Source organism: Arthrobacter sp. LT660 (assembly GCF_056172845.1).
Genome location: NZ_CM149651.1, coordinates 2,257,173 through 2,275,196, shown reverse-complemented (window position 1 = coordinate 2,275,196; position 18,024 = coordinate 2,257,173). Strand labels below are relative to the sequence as shown.

Sequence of the window (18,024 nt, the reverse complement as noted above, 5' to 3'; positions counted from 1 at the left end):
CATTGTGGGGAAACCACCGAGGAACGGAGCGCGCGGCATGGGGCACAGCGAGCCACTGGGTAGGAAAGCGGCGGCGTGGGCGGTTGCCGCCTGCGTCGCGGCCTCGATAGTCTTCGCCTTTCTCGGCAGCGGCGCGCTGGGTGGAACGCCCATCCAGGATGCGGCCGGCGGCTGGCTGTCCGCCGACGGCACGCCCCTGGCGCCCGCCGGTGGGGCGTTCTCGATCTGGAGCGTGGTCTACGCCGGACTCGTGGTCTATGCGGCGCTCCAATTGCTGCCCTCCCGGCTGCGCTCGGAGCGGCACCGCGCGCTCCGCCCATGGACCGCGGCCTCCGCGGTGCTCAACGCCGCCTGGATCTGGGTTGTCCAGGCCGGATGGCTGGCCGTAAGCGTGCTGGTCATGCTCCTCCTGCTCGCCGTGCTGGCCCGCATCATGGTCCTGCTCGTGGTCCGGCCCGTCGGCAGCGCGCTGGACGCGATCGTCGTCGACGGCGCGTTCGGGCTGTACCTCGGGTGGGTGGTGGTCGCGACCGTTGCCAACGTCTCCGCCTGGCTGGCGTCCCTCGGGTTCGCGGCGTTCGGTCTTCCCGTGCCCGTCGCCGCCGGAATCGTGTTGGCACTCGCCGTGGCCGCCGGCACCGCGCTGGCCTTCTACACCGGCGGGCGCCTCGCGCCGGCCGGGGCCATCGTCTGGGGACTGGCGTGGATCGCGGTCGGACGGCTCGATGGCGGAACGGTCTCCGAACCGATCGCCTGGACGGCAGGGGCGGCAGCCGTGCTGATGGTGGGCGCGACCCTTCTGGCCCGCCGCACGCCCCGGGCCCGGACGGAACACAGTCGGCGGCTCGCCGTGATGCACGGGACGCGGCGGTGAGCCTCGTCGCCGTCGCCGGCGCCACGGGCTACATCGGGGGGCGGCTGGTGCCGCTCCTGCTCGAACGCGGGCACACGGTCCGCGTGCTCACCCGGGACGGCTCCAAACTGCGGGACGTGCCGTGGGGCTCCGGCGTCGAGGTCGTGGAGGGTTCCCTCGAGGACGCCGCAACGGCGACCGCGCTGGTCGGGGGCGCCGACGTCGTCTACTACCTGGTGCACTCCATGGGAGGCGCGGGCGCCACCGACTTCGAGCGCACCGAACGCAAGTGCGCGCTGAACACGGCGTCCGCCGCGCGCGATGCCGGAGTCGGCCGGATCGTCTACCTCTCGGGGCTGCACCCCGACGGCGAACTCAGCCGGCACCTGGCCTCGCGCGCAGAGGTGGGCGAGATCCTGCTGGGATCGGGCGTGCCCACCATGGTGCTGCAGGCCGGCCTGGTGATCGGCTCCGGATCCGCGAGCTTCGAGATGGTGCGCCACCTCACCGACGTGCTTCCGGTGATGCCCGCGCCGCGGTGGGTCGAGAACCGGATCCAGCCCATCGCCGTGCGCGACGCGCTGCACTACCTGACGGCCGCGGCCGACGTCCCGGCGGAGGTGTCCGGGACGTTCGACGTCGGCGGGCCGGACGTCCTGACGTACGCCGAGATGATGCGCGGCTACGCCCGCGTGGCCGGGCTCCGCGAGCCGCTGGTGGTCGCGCTGCCGGTGTTGACGCCGTGGCTGGCCGCGCAGTGGGTGAATCTGGTGACGCCGATTCCGCGCAGCCTCGCTATCCCGCTCGTCGAATCGCTGCAGCACGACTGCGTGGTCCGCGAACGCGGAATCGACGCCGTGATCCCGCCACCCGAGGGAGGCCCGACCGGCTACCTCAAGGCGGTCGAATTGGCGCTGATCAAGATCGAGGCGGGCGCCGTGGAGACGTCGTGGGCCACGGCCCACGCGATCGGCGAACCGGCCGAACCGCTTCCGAGCGATCCGGAGTGGGCCGGGCGCACGGTGTTCACCGACGCGCGCGAACGGGCGACCAGTGCGACGCCGGAACAGGTGTGGAAGGTGATCGAGGGCATCGGCGGGGAGAACGGCTGGTACTCGCTGCCCCTGGCCTGGTCCGTCCGCGGACTGATGGACAAGGTGGCCGGCGGGGTGGGGCTGGAGCGCGGACGCCGCAGCCGGGACCGGCTGCAGTTCAACGACGTCGTGGACTGGTGGCGGGTCGAATCGCTGGATCCGGGGCGGACGCTCCTGCTGCGCGCGGAGATGAAGGTCCCCGGTGGAGCGTGGCTGGAGCTGTCCGTGGAACCGGCGGATGCCGGCGGCAGCGTCTACCGGCAGCGGGCCATCTTCTTCCCCCGCGGTTTGGCGGGGCGGGCCTACTGGCTGGCCGTGCTTCCGTTCCACGGGGTCATCTTCAAGTCCATGGTGGACCGGGTGACGGCGGCGGCTGAGGGCGCGGCGGCCTAGCGGGACCTACCGCGCTGCGGCCCTGGCGGGATCTACCGCGCGGGCAGGCCGAGCAGGCCCGTGGTCCGGTAGCCGATGACCTCGCGCAGGAACATGGACGTGGACGTTCGGGTGATGCCGGGGCAAAAGCGGATCTCCTCGCTGACCCGGTAGAGATCGTCCGGGTCCGTCGCCACCACCCGGATCAGCAGGTCGGTGTCCCCGGCGGGCGCGAAGCACTCCAGCACCTCCGGGATTTTCCGCAGGGCCTCGATGGCCTCGTTCAGCTGGGACTGGTCCAGTTCGGCGCTGACGGCCGCCGAGACCCCCCGGCCCAGCGCGGCCGGTGTGATGCGGCTGCTGTTGGGGCGCAGCGCGCCGGAGCCCGCGAGCTTCTCGAGGCGCGACTGCACGGTGCCGCGGGCGAGCCCCAGCCGCTGGGCCAGCATCATGACGGGGATGCGCGGGTCGTCGTCGAGGGCGGAGAGGATCCGCCGGTCCGTCTCGTCGAGCTTGTACGTTTCGGGGGTCATGGGTCTCCTTGGGCTGGCGCACCCGGTTGCGTCGGGGGTGTACTGCGAATCCGGTCAGAGTGACCAGAGGGGACACCCCGACTCTCTCAAGACTAGGCATATTGACCAGTCAATCCCAAGTCCATTGCGCGGTATGACCGATCCTTGCTTAACTGGACGCAGATGCGGGGCGGCGCCACAAGCGCGACACCCGCTCGTTGACGGTTCGCGGCGACAACCCCGCGGCGACCCGGCACGGCCCACAAGGCCCGCAACGACATGAGCATACAAGCGAAGGGATCCGCGCGGCCACGGCCGCACGGGTCCCTTCGCTTGTCCACATTCGCGCGTCCCGGCTGGATCGGGGCCGAAAGTCGGGATAGCTTCGTCATCATGAGATTCATGCGTCTTGAGGATGTGGCCGAGGAGCTGAACGTCAACATGCCCCAGGTCCGTTCCCTCGTGCGCAGCGGGGACCTCCCCGCGATCAAGGTCGGCGGCCGGGGCGTGTGGCGCGTGGAGCGCGCCGAGCTCGAGGCGTACATCCAGCGGCAGTACTCCGCGGCCCGCGAGTCGCGCGGCACCGTGGACCAGGGAACCGAACGGGACGCGGTCGAACAAGACCACGACGCGTAGGGCTTTTGCGGCGCGTCCGGCGGCGGTAGCGTTCAAGCCCACCGGCATATCGAGAAAGGCCCCCATGGCGGAGCAGACCCCCACCATCGACCACGAGTTGTACAGCGCGTACCTTAACGAGCACCTGCTCGCGTCCGAATCCGGAGTGAAGGCCTTCAAGGCCGCCGCGGACACGTGGGACGGCACCGAGTACCGCGCCGTGTTCCTGGACCTGGTGCAGCAGATCGACGCCGACAAGCGCGACCTGCTGCGCATCATGGCGGCGCTCGGCTACCGGCCGAGTCCCGTGAAGGAGGCGCTGACGCTCGCGGCGAACACGGTGGGCCGGTTCAATCCGGTGAACATCCTGCGCTCCAAGAAAGCCGGCATGACGCAGTTGGAGCTCGACGTCCTGGTGGGCATGGTGCGCACCAAGGGGATGATGTGGGAGACGCTGATCATGCTCGCCGACGCGGACAAGCGCCTCGATCCCGCGCTGCTGGCGGACTTGGCGCGCCGGGCCGAGGACCAGATGCGCCAGATCCGGGGCGTCAACAACGAAACGTACCGGCGGCGGTTCATGCCGCCGGCCAGCGACGACAGGTAGTGGGGAGCACCCAGCTCATGGAGGGCACCGCCGTCGTCGTGGGAGCCGGACCGAACGGCCTGGCCGCCGCGGCGAGACTTGCCGTCGCGGGGATGCGGGTGACCGTCTTCGAACAGGCCGGAACCATCGGTGGGGCCGCACGCTCGGCGGACGTGCTCGGCGAGGGGACCATCACGGACCTCGGCGCAGCAGCCCACCCGTTCGGCGTCGGCAGCCCGGCCTTCCGCGAACTCGGCCTGGAGGCGCACGGACTGGAGTGGGTCCATCCGCGCTACCCGATGGCGCATCCGCTGCCTGGCGCGCCGTCCGCGATCCTGCACCGCGACGCGGCGGAGACCGCGCGAAGCCTCGGCGTGGACGCGCGGGCGTGGCTCCGCCTCCACCAACCGGTGACGCAACGTCCTCGGGAGGCGCTGGAGAACCTCCTGGTTCCATTGGTGGGTGTTCCGCCGCATCCGCTGACCATGGCGTCGTTCGGGATCCGCGCTGCGTGGCCCGCGTCGTTGTTGGCGCGCGCCGTGTTCCGCACCGAGGCGGCCCGCGCGCTCTTCGCCGGTTCGGCCGCTCATTCGACCCTGCCGCTGGGCCACCCGATGACGGCCGCGTTCGGGGTCGTGTTCGGAGGGTTGGGGCACACCACGGGGTGGCCCGTGGCCAAGGGCGGGACGCAGCGGATCACGGACGCTCTGGCCGCCGTCGTGATGGAAAACGGCGGGACGATCCACACGGACTCCCCAGTCACGGACCTGCGGCAACTGCCGACGGCGGACGCCGTCCTGCTGGACCTCACGCCGCGGCAGCTGCTCGCGCTCGATGGAACGGGGCTGACGGACCGGTACCGCAAGCACCTGCGCCGATGGAAGTACGGGACCGGCGTCTTCAAGGTCGACTACCTGCTGGACGGCCCCGTGCCGTGGTCGGACCCGCGCACGGCGGGCGCGGGAACCGTCCACGTGGCCGGGACGCTGGACGAACTGGTGGCCGCCGAGCGGGAGTCGAACAGTGGCCGGCCGCCGGTGAAACCGTTCGTGCTGGTCAGCCAGCAGTCCGGCGCCGATCCCTCGCGGGTGCCGGCGGGCAGGCAGGTGCTGTGGACGTACGCGCACGTGCCCAACGGCAGCACGCAACCCATGGGCGGGAGAATCGATGCCCAGCTCGAGCGGTTCGCTCCCGGATTCAGGGACCGGATCATCGGGCGCGTGGAGACCAGCCCGAGCGAACTGGAATCGTGGAACCCGAACCTGGTGGGCGGGGACGTGGGCGGCGGCTCGCTGGCCGGCCTGCAGCAGGTGTTCCGGCCGGTGCCCACCCTGAGGCCCTATAACACGGGGACCCCGGGGGTGTACGTCTGCTCCTCGTCGACGCCACCCGGAGGGGGAGTGCACGGGATGGGCGGATGGAACGCGGCACGGGCCGTCATGCGGGACCTGTCCAGGACCCGTCGCTAGCCGCGCCGCGGGACGAGCCTCTGGAACACGCCTGCGGGGCGGCGTTGCGGCGGATGCGCCGGTCGTTTTTGCCCGCGCGGCGGCTGGCCGCTAACCTTAGGGATATTGCGTTTCCCCGGAACCGCGACGCGGGGCTTTAGCTCAGTTGGTAGAGCGTTTCGTTCGCAATGAAAAGGTCAGGGGTTCGATTCCCCTAAGCTCCACAGCCGAACTCCGTTGGATCCACGCGCAGGTGGTGGATCCAACGGGGTTTTTCTTTTTGCCGTGGCCCGGCGTCGGACACCAAGGTATCCCCAAGCTCGGCGGGAGAAGGTCGTCTTGTCTTCAGAAAGTCCGAGTCGACCCCCCGCTCGTTGGCACTGAAGACGATCCGGGCCCGTGGTGGCTCTGCACACAGCGGGCCCGGATCCCGCACGTCCACGACTGGCCCCCAACATGCCGCGGACGTGCGTTTCCCCTGTCCGGGCACAGTGCGGCGCCGCGGGATGGCGAGGCGTCCCCCTACAGGTTTTTCATAGGGAAATCCGACTAGAAATCGAGCCACGAGGCGGCGGGGATGCCGCTTCGGCCTAGAGGGGGCACACCCTGCAGCAGGAGTCATCATGTTCAACCGCGCACGGGCCCTAGAAATCCCAGAGCCACCCACGAACTTGTTGCCGTTCCGGAAGTCGGTCGCCGGCTTCGCCACCACCGCACTGCTGGCGGCCGCGCTCGTGCCGCTTGCCATCGGACCGGCCTCGGCCAACGTGGCCGGCGTCGGACCGGTCGACCCGCAGAACGGGTATCCGACCTGGTTCTCCGACGGCACCGCGAAGCTGCAGCTTTGCTACATGGCCGGCGCCGGCTGCCTCGCGGAGCCGCCCAACCCGGACCTTCCCGCTGCCTACCCGGACAACTTCCCCGAGGAGGCCTTCTGGTTCGCCGCCGAGGCGAGCGGAGGGAACCTCGGCCTCTACGAGGCGGCCCTCGAGGCCGCCCACGCGAACGACGTCGTCAAAGCGGGCGAGCAGATCGGCTTCGGGCGTCTGCGCTTCATCATCGACAACCTCGTCGCCGGCCAGGCGTACACGGTGACGCACCCCTACGGCGTCCACACTTTCACCGCAGAGGCGGATCCCAAAGTCGGCGGCCGCATCAAGGCCACCCTGGACTCCGGCGTCTGCGCGCCCACCCCCACCACTCCCTGCGATTGGAACCAGGTGGGCGCGGCGTTCCTCGGCGACTACACCGTGGGAAGCACGGCGTCGTTCCTCCGCCAGGTCGGCGCCGCCCCGGGAACCCTCGGCGACATCAACACGGCACGCCAAGTCACCGGCGCACCGTCCGGCAACAACTTCGTCACCGTGACGGGTCCCAACGCGGGCGGCCCCGGCATCAACACGCTGACCGTCAGCACCTTTACCGTCCAGGGCCTGCTGTTCACGGGCAGCGACGGCGCGCCGAGCACACCGGACCTGACGGTGGCCAGCGACACCGGCCGCTCGAACACGGACAACATCACGCGCAGCGCCACACCGACCTTCACCGGCACCGCGGCGGCTGGCACCACCGTGCAACTCCTGGTGGACGGCTCGACGACGCCGGCGGTCTCCGGGGTCGCCACGGCCGGAGGCACGTACTCGCTCCGCCTCCCGACGGCCCTGACCAGCGGCATCCACCGCGTCCAGGCCCGGACCGCGAACCTGACCTCTCCGACGCTCACCACGACAGTGGACACGGTGGCGCCGGTGACGAGCATCGTGGCCCCGTACCCGTCAACGCCGAGCCTGGACAACACACCGACGCTGAATTCCCGGGCCAACGAGGCGCGGGCGACGTTCCAGTGCCGGCTGTTGCCCAGCAATTCCGCGTGGGAACAGAACTGCGCGGCGGCCAAGACGTATGACGCACAGGTCAACGGCACGTACGTGTTTGACGTCCGTTCGGTGGACATCGCCGGGAACGTGGGCGCGATCGCCAGCCGTACGGTTCGGATCGGGAGCGCCGACACCGTTGCGCCGGTGATATCAACGCGCACGCCCGCGGTCAACGCAACGAATGTGGGGACCGGTGCTAACGTTTCGGTCCGCTTCAACGAGTTCATCCAGGGCGCTTCCACGAGGACCTTTACGCTGAAAAACCCCGCAGGAACCGTGATTCCCGCAACGGTGACCTACAGCCACCTGTCGCGTTGGGCCACGATCAACCCGACGGCGGCCCTCCTACCGAACACCGTCTACACGGCGTCGCTCATCGGAGGACCGACAGGCATACGAGACTTGGCGAACCGTCCGCTCGCATCGACCAGTTGGAAGTTCACGACCACGGCTGCACCACGCGTCATCAAGCGCACGCCGGCCGTCAACGCGGTGCAGGTAGCGGTGGCGGGCAACGTCACAGCCACCTTCAGCGAAGCCGTCGTCGGAGTTAGCGCCACCACGTTCACGCTGAGGAACGCGACGACTGGCGCCGCTATCCGAGGAACCGGCAGCTACAACGCCACGACGAGAACAGCAACACTGAACCCGGCCGTCAACCTCGCCAGAGGCACACGCTACATCGCCCGTTTGGTGGGGGGCAGCACCGCCATTCGTGACACGCAGGGAACCCCGCTGCGCACCGGAAGCTGGATCTTCACGACCGTGAGATGACAGCCCGGTGCCCTGCGGCCACCGCCACAGGGCACCGACCGCAAGCCATCCGCAGACACAACCAGAAGCCGTCTGTCCCACGCCCACCGGGTGGTGCAGGCGGCCTCTGTATGACACCGCCAATTGCAACCGACATCCACGGGCACCCCCCACTTTTGGGGTGTCCCACCCCCCAAGCGGGGCTTACCGCTCTCCGGGCCGCCCGGCAGGATGGAGGCACTTGGAGGAGGGGGAGTCATGGAATCGATCATTGGGGTGCGAGGCCAGACAACAACCGTGCCGCAGGCACGACTGTCCGCGCAGATCATCGGCACGCTTGGGGTGCGCCGGGGAGAAGAAGTCTTGGGATCGCAGGAGCTCGGAGGGCCCAAATGCCGGCAGATCCTGGAGATCCTGCTGCTGCAGCTGGGACGACCGGTCTCGAAGTCGAGACTGATCGAACTGCTCTGGGAGGGTGAACCGCCGAACGCGGCGGTGTCCACCCTGGAGAGCTACGTCAGCGTCTTGAGAAGGCGGCTCCAGCCGGGGATGGGCAAGTCGGGTCCGCTGCGCACCACCACTGGCGGCTACGTGCTGGACCGCGCGTGGGTCGACTTGGACCTGGACCGGTTCGAGACCCGGCTCCACGCGGCCGAGCATTCCGAACCCGCCGTGGCCTACGGACTGCTGACGGAAGCCCTCGCGCTCGCGACGGGCCCGCTGCTCGGCAATGAGTTCCTGCCCAACTGGGCGGAGAGCGAGCGCCACTTCCACGCCTCTCGGACCACCGCCGCGCGCGTCCTCGCCGCGGAGACGGCGCTGGGGCTCGGCAAGCTGGACGAGGCGGCAGGCTGGGCGCATGCGGTCATCGACGCCGAGCCGCTGAACGAAAGCGCGTGGACCGTTTTGGTCCTGTCCAGCGAACGCGCAGGACGGCCCGTGGAGGGCCTGCGCACGTACGAGAGCTGCCGGCGCTTGCTGTCCGACGAACTCGGTTGCGCGCCGGGACCGGTGCTGCGCGACGCCCAGGCGCGGATGCTCAAGGCGACGGCAGAAGCCCAGAGCGAGTTCGGCGACGTCCTCGCGGCGTTGTTGACGCTCCAGGACCGCATGAGCGCCGGTGGGGTCGGCAACGGCGCGGACGACGGCGAGTCGGGGACGCGCGCGGGGAGCTCGGCGTGGCGGGACTTCCAGGAAGCCGGCGTCGTCGTCCGACGCTATCTGCAGCGCGCCATGGCGGTGGCGTGAGGATTCCCCGTTCCACAGAAAATTATCGTCAATAACTGGTCGCCCGCCCTATGCGGTTCTCCCCGCGCGGTGGATACTGAGGGCACTCGTTGCTCCGCTTGGGGTGGGGCAACGGTTTGGGGAATCGATGCCGGGGGACTTCTCATGGTCGTGGACACGGCGGCAGCGCCGCAAACAATGAGCATTGTGGTGGTGGATGACCACACCACGTTTGCCGAGCTATTGATCGGCGCGTTGGGCCGGGAACCCGACCTGCGGTGTCTCGGCATTGCCAAAACCGTCGAGGACGGCGTGCGGCTGTGCCTGGAGCTCCGCCCGGACATGGTGGTTATGGACTACCACCTGCCCGACGGCAACGGGCTCGAATGCGCGGAGCGTATCCTGTCCGCCTACCCGGAGGCGTGCATCGTGATGTTAACCGGGGACCCAACACCGGATGCGTTGGAGCGCGCGGCGGAGCTCGGGATCTGCGGTTTTCTGCCAAAGGACGGGTCCCTTTCGACCATGCTGGACACGTTGCGGCGGGCCCGCGGCGGAACCATGGTGGTTCACCCGGCACTTTTGGCCCAGGCGAGAAGCCGTGCGAATCGGCGGTCGGCGTCGGCCGGCGTTTTGACGCGCCGCGAGCTGGACGTCCTGCGGCTGATGGCCGGCGGCGGAGACGTGCGCACCAATGCCGCCCGCCTGGGAATCTCCACCCATACCTGTCGCGGTTACATCAAGGCGATCCACTCGAAGCTCGGCGTCCACTCGCAACTCGAAGCCGTGGTCACGGCTTCCAGGATGGGTCTTCTTCCCGCGGCGCACAATGCCTAGGCCCGCGCCGCCGAAGAACGAATTCGAGGGCCGCGTTCCGCGCCGACAACCGACGGTGCGGTCCGCCGTCTACCGCTTCCTCGTGGCCGGACTCCTCGTTCTCGTGGTGGTCGCCACGCCCGTTGTCCTGTGGATCCGCGCCGTCGCGGAGGACCATGCGCTGGACAACGCCATAGACATGACGCAACGGCTCGCGGACTACGCGATCGGTCCGCTGGTTACAGAGAACCTGCTGGCAGCGGAGCCGGAGGCCCTGCGGTCCATGGAGGAGCGACTCGCGCCATGGGTGGACGACGAGGCAATCCGCCGCATCAAGGTGTGGACCGCGGACGGACGGATCGTCTATTCGGACCAGACAGAGCTGATCGGCCAGACGTTCGAGCTGGAGGACTGGGCGGAGCAACTCCTCGGTGGCGGTCCTGCGACCGCCAGCATCGAGAGCCAGCTGGAGCTCGAGAACGAATTCGAGTCGCACGAGGGCGAACTCGTGGAGGTCTATGTGGCGTCCTCGTCGGTCACGGGCCAACCGTTGATTTTCGAGGCGTATTTCGACGACGACGTGGTCCGCCGGGAGCAGGCCTCCGTGCTGTTGACGACGGCGCCAACCATCCTGCTGGCCCTGGTGGCGCTCCAGGCGGCACAGCTCTTCCCGGCCATCCAGCTGGCGCGGCGCGTGCAGTCGCACCAACTGGACCGGCGCCGGCTGCTGCAGCACGCGGTGGACGCGGGGGAGTTGGAGCGCTCCCGGCTGGCACGCGACCTCCACGACGACGTCATCCAAGAGCTCTCCGGGCTTTCCTACGCGTTGGAGGCGGACGACATTACCGCTCATGGCGGAAACGTCGGGGTGGTTTCGCCGCCGCACGCCATCCTGCGCAACAGCATCCGAACACTGCGCGGCATCACCTCGTCCCTCTATTCGCCCACGCTCGACGGCGATGCCCTGCCCGAGGCCATCGCCGCCCTCACGGATTCGCTCGCCGCGAGCGGCACGGGCGTGACGCTGAACGTGCCAGTGATCAAGGTGCTCTCCAACGAACGGGCCACCATGTTCCACCGCGTCGCGCGCGAGGCGATCGCCAACGCGGCCAAGCACGCCGGCGCTTCCAATGTCGACGTGTCCCTCGCCGCGACCGGCGGGAACACCGTTTTGACCGTGCACGACGACGGCGTGGGCTTCGACCCGCACACCGAGTCACCCCGGGGACACCTCGGCCTGCGCATCATGCGGGATATCGCCGCAGCGGCCGACGGGACGCTGGAGGTCCGGTCCGAACCCGGACGCGGAACAACCGTGACCGCCACCGTCGCAAACGACGCGGCCGGACGCCCCGCCGTCGTGCCCGTTTCCGCGCCGAACTGAGCCTGTCAAATGGTGGTCAAGTTTTTCCCAAGAACCGAGGAGCATGCTGACCGTGGCTGGGGAAGCGCGGGGGGCGTAAGGAGCGGGGAGAAGATGAATATTTCGAGAAGGAAAGTCCTTCTGTTGGGCGGCTTGGGGGTCGTCGGCATGGGAGCAGCGGCGGTGCCTTGGGACACGGTCGATGCGAAATCCGCCAGCAGGCTGAAGGACTCCGAGATGCCGCGGCCGTTCCGGGCGGCTTTCGTCCAGGCCCCTTCGCTGCGGCCGAGCTCGACGGGAATCGACCCGGTGGACGGCGCGCCGGTCAACTACTACTCGGTGGTCGAACAGCAGGCAATGGCACAGATCCTGCCCCGCCTGCAGACCCCGATCCTCGGCTACAACGGCATCTTTCCGGGGCCGACGATCAGCGTCGAACGCGGCACCAAGGCCGTGCTGCGCGTGCGCAACAAGCTGCCCGCGACGGATCCGCGCGACGGGCACGTGCTGGCGACATCAACCCACCTGCACGGATCGGCATCGCTGCCGCAATACGACGGCTACGCATCCGACGTCACCAACCCGGGTTTCCAGAAGGACTACCGCTATCCGAACTTCCAGCCGGCCAGGACGCTCTGGTACCACGACCACGGGGTGCACTTCACGGCGCAGAACGCCTATTCGGGTTTGGCGGCGCAGTACCGCATGCATGATCCGCAAGAGCGCAGGCTGCTACCACAGGGCGAATTCGACGTCGGACTGACGATCTCCGATGCCATGTTCGCCGCGGACGGGACGCTGGGCTACGACGACAACTCCCACTCCGGCCTGTGGGGCGACGTCATCCTGGTGAACGGGAGGCCGTGGCCGGTCATGAAGGTCCAGAAGCGCGTCTACCGGTTCCGCATCCTGAACTGCTGCATCTCGCGCTCGCTCCGGCCGAGGCTCAGCACCGGCGACCCGATGGTGATGGTCGCGACCGACGGGGGGTTGATGCCCCGTTCGCAGGGCGTTGCGTCATGGCGCCATGGCGGAGCCGAACGCTACGAGGTGCTCATCGACTTCCGCAGGTATGCGACGGGGCAGCGGGTGGTGCTGAACAACCTCTCGAACAAGAACAATGTCGACTACGAACACACGAACAAGATCATGGCCTTCGACGTGATCGACGCCCCCGTGGACACAGCCGATCCCACGTGGAACCGGATCCCCACGGACCTGGATGTTGCCAACGAGGTGATGGCGCTGAAGGAGGGGGACGCGACCAAGAAGCGCTACATGCGCGTGCAGCGCGACGACGACACCAACCTCTGGACCATCAACGGCACCGGCTGGCAGGACGTCATCGCCAGCGGCTACAAGAAGGTCTTCGCCGACGTCGCGCTCGGGGCGACGGAGATCTGGGAGATCGAGAACAAGTCCGGCGGGTGGTTCCACCCGGTCCACATCCACCTGGTCGATTTCAAGGTCCTCAGCCGCAACGGCCGTCCCGCGTTCGCCTACGAACAGGGTCCGAAGGACGTCGTCTACATCGGGGAGGGCGAGAAGGTCAGGGTGCTCATGAAGTTCGGTCCCCACAAGGGCCGCTACATGGTGCACTGCCACAACCTTCCGCACGAGGACCACGACATGATGGTGCAGTTCCGCGTCGGCCTCAAGGAGAGCGACCCCGACGTGAACGACCCGATCCTGGCCGCGGCGCCGCAATGGGACGCCGACTGAAAACCGGCGTCGCGCTCGGCGTGTTCGCGCTGGTCCTGGCGCTTCGCCTCTGGGTGTTCGCGCCGGTGACGGTCGCGTCGGACAGCATGGAGCCCGCGGTTCCGGTGGGGAGTACGGTCCTGACGTTCAGCCTGGGTCCGTCCCTCGGCGGCATCGCCGTCGGGCGCTTGGTTGTCTTCGAGGTCCCGGACGACGGCGGCCGCGCGCTCAAGCGCGTGGTGGCGGTGGGCGGTCAAAGCGTCGCCATCCGCGATGGCCTGCTCGTCGTCGACGGGCTGACCGTGCGCGAACCCGGCGTTGACGCCAGCCGTATCGACGCGACGTATTTCGGACCGGTCGAGGTTCCCGACGGCCACGTGTTCCTCTTGGGCGACAACCGGGCGGCGTCCATCGACTCCAGGGAATTCGGCAGCGTGCCGGTCTCCGCCATCACCTCCACGGTGCTGGTTCCGCGCCCGTGAAGACGGCCGAGACGCACGTGCCTCCACCGCACAACGACGACCGGATGTGGACAACTCCTCCGGCTGTGGCGGCGGCGACGCCCATGATGCGCAGGCCCAGCCGGCCCTCGGCCGGAACGGCGTCGGCGTCGAACCCGACGCCGTCGTCCCGAATGGTCAGGACCGTTTGGCCGTCCCGACAGGTGACCGCGACGCAGACGTTCCCCGCACGAGCGTGCCGGGCGATGTTGGAAAGCGCCTCGCGCGCCACCCGGTAGCACGCGCGGGAGCGTTCGGGTCCAAGGCCCTGCGCGTCCCGCACGGTCAGGGCCGCGCGGACGCCACCATCCACGGTGAGGGAGTCCGTGAGACGCGCCAGGGTCTCGGGGAGGCCTACGCGGCCGAGATCCGGGGTGCGCAAGGAGTCGGACAGCGACTGGAGTTTTTCGATGCTCTCCGTGAGCACCGTGTGCGCCGGCGCCAGGAGCCCGGGCTGGTTGCCTCGACCTGCGGCGGCCTCCTCGGCCTCGAGGGCATAGGCGAGGCCGGCCAGAACCTGGATGACGTCGCCGCGGAGGTCGCGAACCACGCGCGCCTGCTCCAACGCGGAGAGGTCCGCGCTCGGATAGGGGTATGTATGCACCGTCCGGACCTCCTGTTCCTTGTGCGTTCAGCGTCCGCCGGAGTGGTGTCCCGTGCCGAGGGACAGCCGCATGTCGCCGGGGCCGTCGAGAACGAGTTCGATGGCGCGGTCCGGAATCTCGAAGATCAGGGTCGCGTGGATGTTGCCGCCCTGTCCGATCTGCCGCTCCGCCGGGGACGACCACAGGGGCCTTGGTTTGTCCGGACCCACATGCCGAATCCGGTAGTCGGACGCCTCGAACTCGAGGCCGTCCGCGTCCAGGGCGGTCAACTCCAGCAGCACGCGGACGCGGTGGGCGCCCGCTCGGGCGGTGCCGGGCAGCGCGACGCCGGACGGGGGTTCCCAGCCGTCCGTTTCCAGGGGGACGATCCCGTTGATCCGGGCCAGTCCGCCGTCGACGGCGCTGGATGCGCCCAGCATGGTGGCCGGCGCCTCGTCGTTGGCGACGTGGAGCGCGCCGATGCCGGTGCCCAGAACGGCCAGCAGCGCCACGGGCAGCACCCAGCGCTGCGTTGTGGCGTACCAGGGACCGCCGCGTGCCGATTCGGAGCCCAGCGAGGGAACATGCGCGTCGTCCAAGAGGTTCATGGGACATTCTGACCCGGCGACCATGTGGAAACCCTGACCGGGTTGTGGCCGCGTGCCGGTGGGGGAACCGGGGGCCGAACAGGTCGCTGTGCGGATGGCCGAACGGGTGACGGAGAATGGACAGCATGGCAGAGAAACCCGACCCGTTCAGGCACTCGGAAAAAGCTGCCGCCAACCGTCTGGTTAAGGCGACGGTGCTCGCCCGTTGGTTGTGGGACCGGGGGATCGATGGCGACGAGCTGGTGGCCTGCGGTGCGGCGCAGCGCCGACGGATGGCCCGTGCGGCGGGTGTCAATCCGCCGTCGGGTATCGACACGTGGTCCGTGGTCGCCGAGATGTTGGACGAAAAGTCGGCCTGGATGGAACGCCATCCGGGCCACCCCTCCGGAGCGCGCGAGCATGAGGATGAAAAGTCGCAGTGGATTGGCGAACGTTCGTAGGGGATGACAGCCGGAGCTGAACGTTCGGCGTTCGGTTCGAGAGGTGGTCGACTCCCCCACAGTTAGTCTTCACCGCAAAATTAGCATCTCTTTTCCCCAAATGGTGTCTTGGGGTCTATTTTGTCGTATCTGTTTTCTAGTGTTGGTGTATGGACGGGAAGCGGGATTCGGAGAGTGGCCGGGGGGACGCGCGGGGCGCGGTCCCGGGCCCTGGCGGGTCCGAAGGCTCCGCATCCACCGGGTCCGCGGGTGGCGCGGCGGATTCCGCGGATTCCGGTTCCGCCCGGCATTCGGGGTCTGCCGGGGAGCCTGGCGGGACGGGGTTGGTGGAGCCGGTCGAGGCGGTGGAGGGCGTGTCGGCGGAGCATGCGTTGTTCGTGGGTGGGCGGTTGCGGGTGGTGGATCCGGGGGCGCTGACGTTGGAGGAGGCGGTGTTGCTGACCCGCGAGGGCGCCCGGCGGCGTGCGGGGCTGGACGCGGACGAGGTGCGGTTGCGGGCCGCGGCCGTGGAGGCGGTCCACCGCGAGCGGTTGGCGGAGCTCACCGAACTGGCCAGGACCTCCCGGGGCGTCTACCGGCCGTGGGCGGAGCGGTTGCGCGCGGAGTTCGCCGAGACGGACCCGAAGGTGGATTGGTGGGCGACGGCGGCCGCGGCGACCGAACTGGCCCCGGCGACCGGAACGTCCGAGGCGACGATGCAGGCGCGCGTCGCCCACGCGATCGAGCTCACCACCCACCGGAAGGCGTCCCTTACCGCGCTGGGGAACGGGGAGCTGGGGTTCGGGCACCTGCGGGTGATCCTGGAGGCCTGCGAGGCCGTCCAGCCCGCCGCGGTCCCCCCTCCGGGGAACGGGGCGGACCCGGCCGTGGTGGAGCGGTACCGGCGGGACGTGGCGGCGGAGGTGGAGTTGATGGAGGCGCAGCGGGACTGGCTGGAGGCCGAGCTGCTGGCCTTCGCCCCCGGACGCACCCCGGCGGATTTGGGGAAGAAGGCCCGGCGGGTGCAGGCGAAGATGGGTCCGGGGGTGCTGCGGGAGCGGGTGAAGGCCGCCGGGGAAAAGCGCGGGGTCTGGGTCGAACCCGGAACGGACGGGAGGTCTCGGATGCACGCCGAGCTCCACGCGGTGGACGCGGTGGCGATGATGGACCGGATCCAACGCATCGCCACGACCCTGCACCGCGTCCAGGGCGAGGAGCGGACCATGGCGCAGCTGCGCGCCGACGTCCTGGCCGCCCTGGTGCTGGGCACCGAGGACGGGGACACGTGGGCGAACATCAAGGCCGAGATCATGGTCCTGCTCCCGCACGACGTCCTCACCGGCGACGCCGGCACCCTCCTGGAAACCACCCTCGCCGCCATGGACGCCATGGACGCCACGGACGCCACGGACGACGCCGGGAACGCCGATAGCGCGGGCGCCACCGACGACGCCGACGACGCCGACGGCGCGGACGGCGCGGACGCCACGGGCGCTCCCTCCGGCGCCGTCGGCGTTGGCGGCGCTGGCCGCCCCACCGGCTTTCCTCCCCACCGCACGGCCGGGACGGCCCCGCCTGGCGATCGAGGCGGCAGGGACGGAGCGTCGTTCGGGGGCAGGGACGCTGCCGGCGGCGGGGCCGTCCATGGCGCAGACGCCGCCGGCGACAGGGCCGCCGACGGTGGTGACGGCGCTGCCGTCGCCCACGAGCGGGGTGTCGGGGCGTGCGGGGCTGATGGGGCGGTCGGCGGCGAAGGAACCCGCGGGGGTGGCGCCGCGGACATCCCGGCGGGCACCCGCCCGGCGCAGGACAGCGGTCCGGACACGGCCACGGCCCCTGCCAGGGCGTCTGAAACGACCCCGGACGCCGAAACCGCGGACGGACCGGCCACGGCAAACGAAACAACCACCACGGACACCACGGCCACCGAGACCGGCGATCCGGACGCCGCGGCCGCAGACGCCGACCCGGCGGACGGCGCCAAACCCGGCGCGGGACCCGGCGCGGGACCAGGTGCGGGATCCGGCGGGGTTCCCGGTGGCGGTCCCGAGGTGTGCGAACTGGCCGGATACGGCCCGATCGACCCCGGCGCCGCACTGCACCTGGCCCGGCTTGCCGCGACGTGGGCGACGCTCTACGCCTCCCCCGACGGCACCGCGATCGTCGCCATGGGACGGGCCCGCTACCGACCCACCGAACCGATGCGCCGGATGCTCACCGCCCGGGACCCCTACTGCACCCACATCGGCTGCACGCGCGTGGACTCCGAAAACGACCACATCACCGAATGGCAGGACGGCGGAACCACCGACCTGGACAACCTCGCCCCGCGCTGCCCCAAACACCACAAGATGAAAACCGTCGGACTCTGGCAAACCCTCACCACCGGAAACGGCTCCATCACCCACACCTCGCCGGCCGGATTCACCTACAACACCGACACCGAAATCCCCTGGCAAACCACCAAACCACCCCCGCCACCCGGCGGCCGAAGCGACGGTCGCCCGGACCCCCACAACGGCGGAATCCGAACCGAGCACCAACCCGAAGCCGAAGCCGAAGAATCCTGGCGACGATCACTGGCCGAACTCCGCCAAAAAACCGACACCAGCCAGCCCCCTCCACCGGACCCAGAACCGGAGCCGGGGCCCGGGCAACCCAACGGCGCCGTCAACGACGACGAACCACCGTTCTGA

16 protein-coding genes and 1 tRNA gene are annotated in these 18,024 nt (G+C 69.5%); 14 read left to right on the top strand and 3 right to left on the bottom strand.

The window, feature by feature from the left end:
- Positions 1–37: 37 nt before the first annotated feature.
- Together AC0QSG_RS10500 and AC0QSG_RS10495 are read left to right on the top strand one after the other, a co-directional pair.
- The gene (locus AC0QSG_RS10500; RefSeq protein ID WP_475375317.1) at positions 38–874 is read left to right on the top strand and encodes a tryptophan-rich sensory protein; all 837 of its coding nucleotides are present in this window, start codon (positions 38–40) and stop codon (positions 872–874) included.
- On the top strand, positions 871–2,340 hold the full coding sequence (locus AC0QSG_RS10495) for an SDR family oxidoreductase (RefSeq protein WP_475375316.1): 1,470 nt from the start codon (positions 871–873) through the stop codon (positions 2,338–2,340). Before AC0QSG_RS10500 ends, AC0QSG_RS10495 begins: the two co-directional genes overlap by 4 nt.
- 32 nt (positions 2,341–2,372) lie before the next feature.
- Here AC0QSG_RS10495 and AC0QSG_RS10490 read toward each other — a convergent pair whose 3' ends face one another.
- On the bottom strand, positions 2,373–2,852 hold the full coding sequence (locus AC0QSG_RS10490; RefSeq protein ID WP_475375315.1) for an Lrp/AsnC family transcriptional regulator: 480 nt from the start codon (positions 2,850–2,852) through the stop codon (positions 2,373–2,375).
- A 381-nt stretch (positions 2,853–3,233) separates the two neighbouring features.
- On the opposite strand from AC0QSG_RS10490, the gene AC0QSG_RS10485 reads away from it, so the two are divergent.
- The 10 genes from AC0QSG_RS10485 (at position 3,234) to lepB (ending at position 13,699) form a co-directional block, all read left to right on the top strand.
- A complete protein-coding gene (locus AC0QSG_RS10485) occupies positions 3,234–3,467 on the top strand; it encodes a helix-turn-helix domain-containing protein (protein ID WP_475377303.1) in 234 nt (77 codons plus the stop codon).
- A gap of 64 nt (positions 3,468–3,531) precedes the next feature.
- Positions 3,532–4,053 (top strand): hypothetical protein, encoded by a 522-nt coding sequence (locus AC0QSG_RS10480; protein WP_475375314.1) that lies wholly within the window; start codon positions 3,532–3,534, stop codon positions 4,051–4,053.
- A complete protein-coding gene (locus AC0QSG_RS10475; RefSeq protein ID WP_475375313.1) occupies positions 4,053–5,501 on the top strand; it encodes a phytoene desaturase family protein in 1,449 nt (482 codons plus the stop codon). Before AC0QSG_RS10480 ends, AC0QSG_RS10475 begins: the two co-directional genes overlap by 1 nt.
- Positions 5,502–5,631: 130 nt before the next feature.
- Positions 5,632–5,704: transfer RNA gene (locus tag AC0QSG_RS10470), tRNA-Ala, on the top strand.
- 399 nt (positions 5,705–6,103) lie between these two features.
- The gene (locus tag AC0QSG_RS10465) at positions 6,104–8,131 is read left to right on the top strand and encodes an Ig-like domain-containing protein (protein ID WP_475375312.1); all 2,028 of its coding nucleotides are present in this window, start codon (positions 6,104–6,106) and stop codon (positions 8,129–8,131) included.
- Positions 8,132–8,368: 237 nt separating this feature from the next.
- Positions 8,369–9,358, top strand: coding sequence for an AfsR/SARP family transcriptional regulator (locus AC0QSG_RS10460; RefSeq protein ID WP_475375311.1), 990 nt, complete (start codon positions 8,369–8,371; stop codon positions 9,356–9,358).
- Positions 9,359–9,550: 192 nt separating this feature from the next.
- Positions 9,551–10,174, top strand: coding sequence for a response regulator (locus AC0QSG_RS10455; protein ID WP_475375310.1), 624 nt, complete (start codon positions 9,551–9,553; stop codon positions 10,172–10,174).
- Entirely contained in the window at positions 10,167–11,537 is a 1,371-nt protein-coding gene (locus AC0QSG_RS10450) for a sensor histidine kinase (RefSeq protein WP_475375309.1), read from the top strand. Before AC0QSG_RS10455 ends, AC0QSG_RS10450 begins: the two co-directional genes overlap by 8 nt.
- Before the next feature lie 93 nt (positions 11,538–11,630).
- The gene (locus AC0QSG_RS10445) at positions 11,631–13,238 is read left to right on the top strand and encodes a multicopper oxidase family protein (RefSeq protein ID WP_475375308.1); all 1,608 of its coding nucleotides are present in this window, start codon (positions 11,631–11,633) and stop codon (positions 13,236–13,238) included.
- Entirely contained in the window at positions 13,223–13,699 is a 477-nt protein-coding gene (lepB, locus tag AC0QSG_RS10440) for a signal peptidase I (RefSeq protein ID WP_475375307.1), read from the top strand. The genes AC0QSG_RS10445 and lepB overlap by 16 nt, the downstream gene beginning before the upstream one ends.
- On the opposite strand, the gene AC0QSG_RS10435 is transcribed toward lepB, so the two are convergent.
- Together AC0QSG_RS10435 and AC0QSG_RS10430 are read right to left on the bottom strand one after the other, a co-directional pair.
- Positions 13,668–14,321, bottom strand: coding sequence for a sensor histidine kinase (locus AC0QSG_RS10435; RefSeq protein ID WP_435728161.1), 654 nt, complete (start codon positions 14,319–14,321; stop codon positions 13,668–13,670). The genes lepB and AC0QSG_RS10435 overlap by 32 nt on opposite strands.
- Before the next feature lie 27 nt (positions 14,322–14,348).
- Entirely contained in the window at positions 14,349–14,909 is a 561-nt protein-coding gene (locus tag AC0QSG_RS10430) for a hypothetical protein (RefSeq protein WP_475375306.1), read from the bottom strand.
- A gap of 125 nt (positions 14,910–15,034) precedes the next feature.
- Here AC0QSG_RS10430 and AC0QSG_RS10425 point away from each other — a divergent pair, with 125 nt between their 5' ends.
- Positions 15,035–15,349 carry a hypothetical protein gene (locus AC0QSG_RS10425; RefSeq protein ID WP_475375305.1) on the top strand — a complete coding sequence of 105 codons (315 nt, stop codon included), beginning with the start codon at positions 15,035–15,037 and terminating at the stop codon, positions 15,347–15,349.
- Between the two features lie 326 nt (positions 15,350–15,675).
- Entirely contained in the window at positions 15,676–18,024 is a 2,349-nt protein-coding gene (locus AC0QSG_RS10420) for an HNH endonuclease signature motif containing protein (RefSeq protein ID WP_475375304.1), read from the top strand.